The sequence below is a fragment of the Pseudoduganella ginsengisoli genome (genome assembly GCF_009720865.1).
In the GTDB taxonomy this organism is placed as follows: Bacteria; Pseudomonadota; Gammaproteobacteria; order Burkholderiales; family Burkholderiaceae_D; genus Rugamonas; species Rugamonas ginsengisoli.
Map to the genome: position 1 here is coordinate 24,000 of NZ_WNLA01000037.1, position 11,710 is coordinate 35,709.

Here is an 11,710-nt window from a genome sequence, read left to right on the forward strand (position 1 = left end):
ACCATGAAGCAATCGAGTCATTTCAAATTGCAGGCGGCTGCCTGTATTGTTGCCAGCGCCGTATTGGCCGCGTTGTATGTACAGGGCGGCCCGGGCTGGCTGCTGGGTTTTGTTTTCCTCGCGCCGTGGCTGCGCGTACTGGATGCGCCGCGCACCTGGGGCGGCAAGCTGGCCAGCGCGTATGCGATGTCGGTGGCCTATACGGCAGCCGTCTTCCCGTGGCTGGGCATGGCGCTGGGGCATTACGTCGGCATCGGCGAGGCGGCCGGTCTGGCCATCCTGTTGCTGGCCGCGCCATTGTTCCAGCCGCAGTTTTTTGCCTTTGCACTGGTGCGCCATGCTGTCATGCGCCGATATGGCTACGCCCTGGGCATCGTTGCTGCAGCGGCGGCATGGGTGGCCACCGAGCGCCTCGTGCCGCGCCTGCTGGGCGATACGATCGGTTACGGTTTGTACCCGTCGCCGCTGCTGCGCCAGGCCGCGGACATCGGCGGTGGGGCGGGGCTGACGTTGCTGCTGTTGCTGGCCAATGAGGGCATCCTTGCTGCGTATGCGCAGCGCAAGGACGGGCTGCGCGCCATCCTGAAACCGCTGGTGCTGGCGGCATCGGTGCCGCTGCTGCTGGCGGGATATGGCGCCATGACGCTGTCCGGCGCACCGGCACCGGCAGGCAAGCCGCTGCGCATGGGACTGATCCAGGCGAACATGGCCGACTATGAAAACCAGCGGCAGCAAAAGGGCGCTTACGCGGTGGTGCAGGAAGTGCTGAACCGCCACTTTGCGATGAGCTATGACGCGATTGAACGGCAGCGGGCCGAGGCTGTGCTGTGGTCGGAGACGGCGTATCCGACGACGTTTGGCCACCCGAAAAGCGAGGCGGGGGCCGAGTTTGACCGCGCAATCCTGGCCAACGTGAATGCAGCCCGCGTGCCGTTTGTGTTTGGCACGTATGACCGCGACAGCGCCGGCGAATACAATGCGGCTGCCTTTGTACAGCCAGGGACCGGGTTGCTGGGCTTTTACCGCAAGACCCGGCTGTTCCCGTTCACGGAATATCTGCCGGCCTGGCTCGACAGCCCGGCGCTGCGCCGTGTGCTGCCCTGGGCGGGCAGCTGGAAAGCGGGCAATGGCGCGCGCGTGATGCCGGTGCGCCTGGCCGATGGCCGCGAAGTACCCGTGCTGCCGCTGATATGCCGCGATGACGTCGATGCGGGGCTGGCGCTCGATGGCGCGCGGCTGGGCGCGCAAGTGATCCTCACCATGTCCAACGATTCGTGGTTCAGCGCTGACGCGCAAGGGGCCAGGCTGCACCAGATGGCGGCAGCGTTCCGCAGCATCGAAACCCGCCTGCCGCAATTCCGCGTCACCACCAACGGTTACAGCGCCGCCATCGATGCCCATGGCACGGTGCTCGCCGGTACGCCGATGGGCCAGCCTGCGCTGGTGATTGCCGATATGCCGGTGCGCCAGCCCAAGCCGACATTGATGGTGTTGTGGGGCGACTGGGTCGGCGTCGCGGGTGCAGGCTTCCTGCTGTTGCTGGCGATCGTGACGCTGATGCCGGCGCCCCGTACGCTGGCAGACGAGGCGCCGCTGGCGGCGCTGCCATTAGCGGTATTCCCTATGAAAGTCGCCGTGCTGCCGCCCGGCGCCCGGCTGGCAACGGGCGTGCTGCGCGCATTTGCGCGCGCCAGTTTGCTGGGCATGTGCGTTGCGCTGCTGCTGGATGAAGCGCTGCGCACGCACACGCTGGCGCAGATCCGCATGTTTGCGGCGCTGTTCCTGGTACCGGAAATCATCGCGTGGTGCGTGCTGCGGGCGTTTGCGGCGCAGGCTTCGATCAGCCATGGCCGGTTGCTGGTGGAGCGGGGCACGTTGCGTATGGAGCTGGCGCTGAACCAGATCGCCGCGGTGACGCCGTGGCGCTTGCCCGTGCCAGGGCCGGGTGTGTCGCTGCAGCTGGCGCCGCGCAGGCCGTGGGGGTATGGGCTGGCGCTGGCGCACCCGCAAGCGTTTGCCGAAGCGCTGGCTGCCGCCGGCGGGCCGCCCGTGGTGGATCAGCGCTTCGATGCGATGGACGTGTATGTGCGGGCGCGGTCGGCGCTGCGGCGCTGGGTGCTGGACAGCCCGGTTGCCAAGTTCGTTGTACTGCCGCTGGTGCTGGCTGTTCCCGCGTTTCATTTGCACCAGCACATTGCGTTTGGCAGTGCGCTGGGGGAGTACTACACGTTCGGGTTGAAGGCGTATCTCAGTGCGTTTGCGCTGTGGTGGGCCGCGTGGGGGATCGGTGTGGTGCTGTGCGCTGCGCTGCTGCGGGCGGGGATCGAGGCGGCAACGCTGCTGGCGGCGCTGCTGCGGCCTGCGAAGGTGGTTGGCATACGCAGCGGGCTGGAGCGGGCAGGGCATGCGGCGCTGTATATCGGGCTGCCGGCGTGGCTGTTGTTGAATATTTATAAGGCGTAAGCGGCGCCAGGGCACGGGCCGCTGCAATCCGGCTGCATGCGTCAACGGAGTGCAAACATGGCGGGTTCGGCTTGGCGCCCCCGTAGAACCCGCCCTTGTATCGTCAGTTTTTGGATGTTGCGGGCTCTATGGGTTGCTGGCGCTTTGCGCACTGGGCGGACAGGATGGACCGTTCCAGCGTGTCCCGCACTTGCCGGATGGCGTCCGGCGTGCATTCGGCTGCCGTCGTGGGCGGCGCTGTGCGCACGGGTTTGCCGGTAAAGCTGCGGTAGGCAAAGGCGCCGAGTGCAATGGCTGCCGCGATGGCAATGACATGATTGAGGCGGGACTTCAACGGGACGGCTCCACGGTCTGGAAAGCCTGCTAGTGTAGCCTATTCCGTCAACGTCCAAGGCGCGGTGGCGCACTGCGGCCGGCGCCATCGAGCCGGAACACGCCCACCGCCTGCATCAGCACGGCCGCCTGCTGCTGCATGCTTTGCGCGGCAGCTGCCGCCTGTTCCACCAGCGCGGCGTTTTGCTGGGTCACGGCATCCATTTGCGCGATAGCCTGGTTTACCTGTGCAATGCCCGTGCTTTGCTCGTCGCTGGCCGAACTGATTTCACCGACGATTTCCGTGACACGTCCCACGCTGGCCACCACGTCGTTCATTGTGTTGCCCGCCTGTTCCGCCAGCTTGTTGCCTGTTTCAACGGTCGCCACGGACGTCGTGATCAATTCCTTGATTTCCTTGGCGGCCGCCGCGCTGCGCTGGGCCAAGGTGCGCACTTCGCTGGCCACCACGGCGAAGCCGCGCCCTTGCTCCCCGGCGCGGGCCGCTTCCACGGCGGCATTGAGCGCGAGGATATTGGTCTGGAATGCAATGCCATCGATGACGCCGATGATGTCGACGATTTTGCGCGACGAGTCGTTAATCGACGCCATCGTATCGACCACTTGCGACACGACGGCGCCGCCTTTGCGCGCCACGTCCGACGCGGAACCGGCCAGCTCATTGGCCTGGCGCGCATTGTCCGCATTTTGCTTGACGGTGCCCGTCAACTGTTCCATCGATGCGGCGGTTTGCTGCAGCGAGCTGGCCTGGTTTTCCGTGCGGGCCGACAAATCCGCATTGCCCGCTGCGATTTCCGCCGACGCCGTCGCAATGGTATCGGTGGCGTGGCGCACGGCGCCGACGATGCGCGACAAGTCGTCGCGCATGGCCTTCAGTCCGCTCAGCATGCTGTCACGGTCGTTGCTGTTCACATCGATGGCCACGCACAAGTTGCCCTCGGCGATATTGCGCGCAATGCCTGCCGCGTAATCCGGTTCGCCGCCCAGCTGTTTCAGCAGGCTGCGCGTGATGACGACGCCGATGGCCAGCAGCAGGCCGCCCAGTGCGATGGCTGCCAGCGCAAATTCAATGGTGCGGTTGCGGATCGCGTCTTCCACCGTATCCACATACACGCCGGAGCCGATCAGCCAGCCCCAGGGTGCAAAGCCCATCACGTACGACACCTTGGGTACCGGCTTGTCGCTGCCCGGCTTGGGCCACAAGTATTCCACGTGGCCGGCGCCATTGGACTTGATGATGTTCACGAATTCCACGAACAGGCGCTTGCCGGTCGGGTCTTTGTTTTCCGATAAGTCTTTGCCGTCCAGTTCCGGTTTGATCGGATGCATGATCATGCGGGGCTGCATGTCGTTGATCCAGAAGTATTCACTGCCTGCGTAGCGCAGCGACTTGATGGTTTCCAGCGCGCGTTTTTTTGCCTCGGCTTCCGGCATGGCGCCAGAGGCGGCCTGCTGCTGGAAGTGCACCAGCACGCCGTGGGCGGTTTCCACCGTTTGCTTCACGTTGGTCTTACGCTCTTGCAGGATCAGCGCGCGTTCCGACACGAGGAATACGACGGTCAATAATACGATACCCACAATTGCACTGATATTCAGCGCGGCCAGCCGTTTTGCAATGCTTAACGATTGCCACCAAGACGCGTTCATGCATTCTCCAAAGTTGTCTGCGGCGCTACTGCGCTCTAGCACGGAGGATGGCATGATGGTTTGATCTGCGTCAAGAATGTACGCTTTTTGTCGTGCGCAGGGCGAAGGGCGGCTTGCTACAGTGTGGTTTTTTGATTGACTCGATGTGAGAAACGCAAGAACCTCACAGCAGCGGAATCGTGATGCCGTAAAAAAGCCATACGCCAGGGGAGCACCCCGGCTCCGTCAGCAGGTAGTGGCAGTGTTAAGCTCATGAAATGTCAACCGCAAACAAAAATGCCCCGCCTGTCAAACGCGCAACCAGCATGGCCGACGTGGCCAGGATGGCCGGCGTATCGGAAATGACGGTGTCGCGGGTGATGAACCACTCCGAGAAAGTGCACGAGGAGACGCGCAAAAAAGTCATGGAAGCCATGGCGGCGCTCAATTACACGCCGAACCAGATGGCGCGTGGCCTTGCCGGTGCACGGGTGGTGCGCGCCGGTTTTATGTACAGCTATCCTGCCGGTCCCTATTTGACGGAGTTCTTGCGCGGCTTGCTGGCGGCGGCCACGTTGGACAATGTGCAACTGGTGGTGGAAAAGTGCGAGCTGGGCAAGCCTCCGGACGCGCCCACGCAGCGCTTGCTGGCGCAGGAACTCGACGGCGTGATCTTGCCGCCGCCGCTGTGCGACCTGGCGGCCATCACGGAACCCGTGCTGGCGGCGGGGATTCCACTGGTGGCCGTCGCATGTGGTCCGATTGACAGCCGCATCAACGCCATCATGATCGATGACCGGCAGGCGGCCTATGACATGACGCGCCACTTGCTGGACCTGGGCCATCGCCGCATTGGGTTTATTGCGGGGAATCCCGGCCAGTCAGTGACGCAGCCGCGCCTGGACGGGTTCCGCGCCGCGATGGCGGAAGGCGGCGGCGACCTGTCGCCGGAGCTGGTGGTGCCAGGCATGTTCCATTACCGTTCCGGGCTGGAAGGAGCGGAAACGCTGCTGGCGCTGGCGCAGCGGCCCAGCGCGATCTTTGCCAGCAATGATGACATGGCGGCAGGCGCGGTGGCTGTGGCCCACAAGCTGGGGCTCGGCGTGCCGGGTGATCTGACGGTCGTGGGGTTCGATGACACGGCGCTGGCGACCACCATTTGGCCTGAATTGACGACCGTGCGGCAGCCCATTGCCGAGATGGCGGAGATGGCGGTGCGGCGGCTGGCGGCGCATGTCAGGGGTATGCGGCTGAACCGTCCGGAACCGGTGGCGCAGCAGATGGTGGACTATGCGCTGATCCGGCGCCAGTCGGATGCGGCGCCGAGGGCGCGGCCCAAGGCGCATGTGGCCTGATGTATGCGGGCTGATTTAACTCTTTGACTTCGCCGCCAGGCTGCCTGGCGGCCGCGTGCGCGGCGCCGCGTCGGACTGCCTGCGCACCAGCGTGTAATCCATTACCGTCTGCACCGGCCCCGCATCGCCGCCATCGCGCTTGCTGCGGATTTGCTGGACAACGAGGCGCACGGCCGCTTCCGCCATGTCGGCAATCGGCTGGCGCACGGTCGTCAATTCCGGCCAGATCGTCGTAGCCAGCGGGGTATCGTCAAAGCCCGCCACCGTCAAATCGCCCGGCACGTCGAGGCCCATGCGGTGCGCGACGGCCACCACGGCGGCCGCCATGTCGTCATTGCTGGCGAAGATCGCGGTGGGACGCGTCGCCAGCGCCAGCAGCGATTCCGCCGCATCCAGGCCGGAACGGTATGTGAACAAGCCTTGCACGACCAGCTCCGGCGCATCGGCCAGCTTGTGCTCGGCCATCGCGGCCTTGAAGCCGGCCAGGCGGCGCGCGCTGACGCTCTGGTTCGGATTGCCGGCGATAAAACCAATGCGCTGGTGGCCCAGCGCCACCAGATGGCTGGCCATGCCGTACGCAGCCTGGTAATCATCGATGCTGACGCCGCCCACGCGGGGATCCGGCACGCCGCGCGCCACCGTCACCGCCGGCGTGCCGGCTTCCGTGATCAAGTCGATCAATTGCCTGTCGTCGCACAGGGGCGGCGGCACGATAATGCCGTCGATACCATTGGCGATCAGGCGGCGCACCTGTTCGCTCGCATCGTCCGCGCATTTTTCCACCACCAGCTGCACATTGTTGGAGCTGGCCTGGTTCAGCAAGCCGACCAGGAATTCGCTGATGTAGCCCGCGCTGGGATTGCTGTACAAGAAGCCCACGCGCATGGCGTGCGAACCGGCCAGGCGGCGCGCCACCTGGTTCGGCGTGTAGTTCAGCGCAGCCACGGCTTCCATGACTTTGACGCGGGTCTTGTCGCGCACCTTGGGGTCGCCGTTCATCACGCGCGACACGGTCATCGGCGATACACCCGCCAGTTCCGCCACGTCCGACATGGTGGGGGCCGTGGGCTTTTGCACGGCTGCCTGCGCCGGGAGCGGCGCATCAGCCGGTGGGCTGGCTTTTTTTCTCATCAGCTTGGTATCAGTAATGTTTGCGCTATTTATTTTAAGTTATAGGAATGGTTGACGTAACAAATTCAATTGTGACTAAGGCGCGGGTTTTACGCACAAGCTGGGCGACCAGGTCAGCATCAGCAGCGGTGCGCTGGGCACGCTGGTCAATCATGTCCAGCGCAGCAACGCGATTGCGCCGTGGGCGCCGGGCTGGCATGGCTGCGCACGGGGGGTATCATGCGGATAGATTTGAATGCCGGCAGTTGCAACGCGCTGGTCGAACCCGCCATGCTTGCGTCAGCGCGGCACACGCACGGCCTCGGCGGCCCCGCGGATTGGTAAAATCCGCCCTGCGCGGCGATCTCACTTAAGGAAGCGGAACGACGGCTCGATGTTCTTCGAATGCAGGTGCCGCACGATATCTTCGAGCGTGGCATCCTTCAGCAGCAAGCCCGGCGCCGCTTCTTGCGGCGCGGGCGGCGCCGCCTCGGTGGCCGTGCCGGCGCGCAGCCGTCCCAGCACATCCGCAAACTGCGCGGCAGAAATGCTGTGCAACCCCTCCAGAAAGCCCACCTGGCCCGCCAGCGGCGGCGCCACGTCCAGCCCTGAGCCATCGGCAAACGACGCCCCCATGCCGGGATGGATAAAGGCGCTCCATTTGTCCGTGGCGGGGTGCAGGCATGGCGGCAGCGGCGGCAGGGCGGGGGGCGGTGCGTCAACGTCCGGCATCACGGCAGCCTGCAACAGGCTGACGAAATCCTGGACCAGGGAGGCGGGCGCCGGGCTTTCCAGCGACAGCCACAGGCAATAGCCGCTGTCGCCCGACACGCTGACTGCCGGTGCAGGCAGGCCGAATCGGGTCTGCAGTTCATTGGCCGCGTCGCACAAACGGTTCCAGTGTTGTCCTTCTTCCTGTCCTGCCTTGAACGGGAACGCCATGGCGGCCGCGCGCACCTTGCCATCGGCCGGCGCCAGCGGCAGCGGCGCTTGCCCGTCCAGGTGGCGCTGCCAGTCTTGCGGCGTAACGGCCGCCGCTACGGGCAGGTACAGGCGGTGCAATTCCGATATTAATTTTTCCATATGCTGGTGACGGTGATTTTTTGGCGAAGCATAACACCGGCTGCCAAATGTCGTATCATGCCGGTCGAACTTTCGTGGCTTATCTAGACAACTATGCAAATCCAAATTAACGATACCCTGCGCGCTTACATCGACCCGCTGACCGAAGCGGAATATACAGCGCTGGAGCGCAGCATCCTGGCCGAAGGCTGCCGCGATGCGCTGGTGCTGTGGAACGACGTGTTGGTCGATGGCCATAACCGCTATTCCATCTGCCAGCAGCATGGCATTCCGTTCAAGGTGACGCAAAACACGTCGTTCCGCAGCATGGAAGACGTCATGCTGTGGATGATCGACAACCACCTGGGCCGCCGCAGCGTGACGGATTTCCAGCGCGGCGTGCTGGCGCTGCGCCGCAAGGATATCCTGGAAGCGCGTGCGGCCGACGCGGCTGCGCAAAACGCGGCGGAAGACGCGAAGATCGCTCCGCCCGAGCCAACTGCGGCAGAGGAAGCCGCGCCGCCCAAGGTGCGCACGTCGCGTGAAGACGTGGCGCGCGCCGCGCGGCTGTCGACGGCCACCATCAGCCAGATTGAAAAGATCCAGAAGCAGGCGACGCCGGAACTGGTCGAAGCCGTCCGTGCCGGCACCATTTCCATCAATGCGGCAGCCACGGTCGCATCGCTGCCGCAGGAAGAACAAGTGCTGGCGGTGGCGGGCGGCAAGAAGCAATTGCAGCAGGCTGCCAAGGAAGTGCGCGAACAGCGCGCCGCCAACCGCCCCGCCAAACAGCCCAAGGAAGACAGCCCGGAAGCGCTGGCTGCGCCGGCCGCATCGCTGTCGGAAGTGGAATTGCTGCGTGCGGAAGTGGCCCGCCTGACCGAGCGCAACGCCCAGCTGCGCGCGGAAAATGCGGAGTTGCGCGAACGGATCGCGTCGCTGGTGGATGCTTCGTAACACCGGAGCCGCTTGATGCCTATGCCAAGATTCACGCCGGCGCTGTCCGTGCTGCTGTGCGCACTGGCTGCGCTGCACCCGGCTGATGCGCTGGCAAAGAGCGGCCAGGCGGTCGCCGCCTCCGTTGATGCCGAATCGGCACGGCTGCGGTTGCTGGCGCAGCGCGTCACCATCATCCGCGACAAGTGGGGCATTCCGCACGTCTTTGGCAAGACCGATGCGGACGCCGTCTTCGGCTTGCTCTATGCGCAGGCGGAAGACGATTTCCGCCGCGTTGAACTCAATTACATCAATGCGCTGGGCCGCCTGGCGGAAGTGCAGGGCGAAGGCGAGATTTACCGCGACTTGCGCATGAAACTGTTCATCGACGCGGACAGCCTGAAAGCGCAATACGCGGCCAGCCCCGCGTGGCTGAAGCAATTGATGAATGCGTTCGCGGATGGCTTGAATTACTACCTGCTGACGCATCCGCAGGCCAAACCGCAATTGATCACGCGCTTTGAACCGTGGATGGCGCTGAGTTTCACGGAAGGCTCGATCGGCGGCGATATTGAATCCATCGATATCAAGGCGCTGGAACGGTTTTATACGAAGGCTGCCGCACCGCAGGGCGCGGCATTGAAACGGGACAGGGAGCCGTCAGGCTCGAACGGCTTTGCCATCGCGCCGTCCATCAGCAAGTCCGGCAATGCCCTGCTGATGATCAATCCGCACACGTCGTTTTACTTCCGGCCCGAAGTGCACATGGCCAGCGGCGACGGCTTGAACGCGTACGGCGCCGTCACGTGGGGACAGTTCTTTGTCTACCAGGGCTTCAATGACCGCATCGGCTGGATGCATACGTCCGGCGGCGGCGACGTCATTGACGAATTCATGGAAACCGTCAGCAGCAAGGATGGCAAGCTGACTTACCGGTACGGCAAGGATGAGCGCCCCGTGCGCGCCGTCCCCATCCGCCTGGCTTACCGCACGGCGAACGGCATGGCGGAAAAGACCGTGACCGCGTATTACACGGTGCATGGCCCCGTGGTGCGCGAAACGGATGGCAAGTGGATCAGCGTCAGCCTGATGAACGAGCCGCTGAAGGCGCTGCAGCAATCGTATCTGCGCACCAAAGCCCGCAACTTTGCCCAGTTCCGCCGTGTGCTGGATTTGCGGACGAATTCATCCAACAACACCGTGTATGCGGATGCGGACGGCAATATCGCTTATTTCCACGGCAACTTCATGCCAGTGCGCGACGTGCGGTTCAATTACCGCAAGCCGGTTGATGGCAGCGACCCGGCCACTGCGTGGAAGGGACTGCACCCGGTTGGCGAAACCATCCAGCTGTTCAATCCAAAAAACGGCTGGATACAGAATACGAATAACTGGCCGTTTTCCGCGGCAGGCGATTACAGCCCGAAACAGGCTGACTATCCCGCCTACATGTCCGTGCATCCGGAAAACGCGCGCGGTATCCACGCCGTGCGCGTACTGGAAAACAAGAAGGACTTTACGCTCGACAGCCTGATTGCGGCAGCCTACGACAACCAGTTGCCCGCGTTTGAGCCCTTGCTGCCCAAGCTGTACGCGGCATGGGATGCGCTGCCGGATGGCGATGCGCTGAAATCCGGCATTGCGCCGCAAATTCACGTGCTCAACCGCTGGGACATGCGCTACACGCTCAATTCCGTGCCGACGTCGCTGGGCGTGTTCTGGCTGGAAGACTTGAAGAAGATGTTTGAACCCGCCGCGAAAGCCCTGGACATGCCGCTGCTGGCGTTTGTTGAAACACAGCTGGCGCCGCAAGAGCTGGTCTTCGCGCTGGCGCGCGCCAGCGCGAAGCTGGAGGCGGACTTCGGCACGTGGCAAACGCCGTGGGGTGACATCAACCGCTTCCAACGGTTGACCGGTGATATTGCGCAACCCTTTGATGACAGCAAGCCCAGCATTCCAGTGCCATTTGTTTCCGGCAACTGGGGCGCGCTGGCGGCCTTTGGCATGACGTCGCCGCAAAAGACCCGGCGCATATATGGCGAGCGCGGCAACAGCTTTGTCGCTGCCGTGGAATTTGGCAAACGCATCCGTGCAAAAAGCATCCTGGCCGGTGGCGAGAGCGGCGATCCGGCTTCGCCGCACTTCAATGACCAGGCGGAAATGTATGCCCGTGGCGAGTTCAAGGATGTGCTGTTTTACCGCGAAGAGATCGACAAGCACGTGGAGCGGCGCTACCACCCGGGCGAATAATGTCGGATTGATAGAACGCAAAGGCGCGGATTCACAAGGGGCCATGCTGTGGACAGGAGGACAGAGCCATGGCACCCATCGAAGACGAGCGCGGCAGTTCGGGCGCCGCAAACGGCCCACGGCCGCTCGATATCCGCGATTTCATCTTTGTGCGCGAATTGGCGGAAGTGTATCTGCTGCTCGACCATATATCCGGCCGCTGGGACAAATCGCTCGATGCGGAGGGCGAGAAATTACGCGCCGAAGTCTGCGCCATCGGCTGGCCGCCCAACGGCAGCCAGCCGGATGCGGCGAAACAGGCAACCACGTTACTGCGGGCTAAAGACCGGCTCAATGCGCTGGCGCGGCCCGCCAGCGGCGCGACCATTGCATTCACGCTGCTGGTGGTCGGCGAGGAAGACCCGCGCCGCCAGCACCGGCGCTGGTGGCGGCGCTGGTGGCCGCTGGCGTGGCTGAAACGGCGTGTCAGGCAATGGCAGGCGCTGGTGCAGGGACCTGCGCCGCAGGCTGTTGCGGGACTGGTGGCGCCGGCGGTAGCGGCTGGGTCCGGTGTTGCCACTACAGCGGGGTCCGGA

9 protein-coding genes are annotated in these 11,710 nt (G+C 64.0%); 5 read left to right on the plus strand and 4 right to left on the minus strand.

Going from position 1 to position 11,710, the window contains the following annotated elements; translation table 11 throughout:
• Positions 1 to 3: 3 nt before the first annotated feature.
• Positions 4 to 2,463 (plus strand): apolipoprotein N-acyltransferase, encoded by a 2,460-nt coding sequence (gene lnt / locus GM668_RS28900; protein ID WP_155442437.1) that lies wholly within the window; start codon positions 4 to 6, stop codon positions 2,461 to 2,463.
• Between the two features lie 103 nt (positions 2,464 to 2,566).
• Here lnt and trbK read toward each other — a convergent pair whose 3' ends face one another.
• Positions 2,567 to 2,797, minus strand: a complete 231-nt coding sequence (trbK, locus tag GM668_RS28905; protein WP_155442438.1) for an entry exclusion lipoprotein TrbK — start codon at positions 2,795 to 2,797, stop codon at positions 2,567 to 2,569.
• 47 nt (positions 2,798 to 2,844) lie between these two features.
• Positions 2,845 to 4,443, minus strand: a complete 1,599-nt coding sequence (locus tag GM668_RS28910) for a methyl-accepting chemotaxis protein (RefSeq protein WP_155442439.1) — start codon at positions 4,441 to 4,443, stop codon at positions 2,845 to 2,847.
• Positions 4,444 to 4,700: 257 nt separating this feature from the next.
• Here GM668_RS28910 and GM668_RS28915 point away from each other — a divergent pair, with 257 nt between their 5' ends.
• Positions 4,701 to 5,777 (plus strand): LacI family DNA-binding transcriptional regulator, encoded by a 1,077-nt coding sequence (locus GM668_RS28915; RefSeq protein WP_155442440.1) that lies wholly within the window; start codon positions 4,701 to 4,703, stop codon positions 5,775 to 5,777.
• A 15-nt stretch (positions 5,778 to 5,792) separates the two neighbouring features.
• Here GM668_RS28915 and GM668_RS28920 read toward each other — a convergent pair whose 3' ends face one another.
• Both GM668_RS28920 and GM668_RS28925 read right to left on the minus strand, forming a co-directional pair.
• On the minus strand, positions 5,793 to 6,854 hold the full coding sequence (locus tag GM668_RS28920) for a LacI family DNA-binding transcriptional regulator (protein ID WP_371868794.1): 1,062 nt from the start codon (positions 6,852 to 6,854) through the stop codon (positions 5,793 to 5,795).
• 399 nt (positions 6,855 to 7,253) lie between these two features.
• Positions 7,254 to 7,970, minus strand: a complete 717-nt coding sequence (locus tag GM668_RS28925) for a hypothetical protein (RefSeq protein WP_155442442.1) — start codon at positions 7,968 to 7,970, stop codon at positions 7,254 to 7,256.
• 93 nt (positions 7,971 to 8,063) lie between these two features.
• Between GM668_RS28925 and GM668_RS28930 the strand changes: the two genes are divergently transcribed.
• From GM668_RS28930 to GM668_RS28940, 3 genes are all read left to right on the plus strand, one after another.
• Positions 8,064 to 8,906 (plus strand): hypothetical protein, encoded by an 843-nt coding sequence (locus GM668_RS28930; protein ID WP_155442443.1) that lies wholly within the window; start codon positions 8,064 to 8,066, stop codon positions 8,904 to 8,906.
• Positions 8,907 to 8,921: 15 nt separating this feature from the next.
• Positions 8,922 to 11,135 carry a penicillin acylase family protein gene (locus tag GM668_RS28935; protein ID WP_155442444.1) on the plus strand — a complete coding sequence of 738 codons (2,214 nt, stop codon included), beginning with the start codon at positions 8,922 to 8,924 and terminating at the stop codon, positions 11,133 to 11,135.
• A 68-nt stretch (positions 11,136 to 11,203) separates the two neighbouring features.
• The coding region (locus tag GM668_RS28940) for a hypothetical protein (RefSeq protein WP_155442445.1) at positions 11,204 to 11,710 on the plus strand (507 nt) is incomplete at its 3' end.

Excerpts from the sequence above, each read along its gene's own strand:
- lnt (WP_155442437.1), top strand. The coding sequence starts at position 4 with ATGAAGCAATCGAGTCATTTCAAATTGCAGGCGGCTGCCTGTATTGTT.
- GM668_RS28910 (WP_155442439.1), bottom strand. The coding sequence starts at position 4,443 with ATGAACGCGTCTTGGTGGCAATCGTTAAGCATTGCAAAACGGCTGGCC.
- GM668_RS28915 (WP_155442440.1), top strand. The coding sequence starts at position 4,701 with ATGTCAACCGCAAACAAAAATGCCCCGCCTGTCAAACGCGCAACCAGC.
- GM668_RS28925 (WP_155442442.1), bottom strand. The coding sequence starts at position 7,970 with ATGGAAAAATTAATATCGGAATTGCACCGCCTGTACCTGCCCGTAGCG.
- GM668_RS28930 (WP_155442443.1), top strand. The coding sequence starts at position 8,064 with ATGCAAATCCAAATTAACGATACCCTGCGCGCTTACATCGACCCGCTG.
- GM668_RS28935 (WP_155442444.1), top strand. The coding sequence starts at position 8,922 with ATGCCTATGCCAAGATTCACGCCGGCGCTGTCCGTGCTGCTGTGCGCA.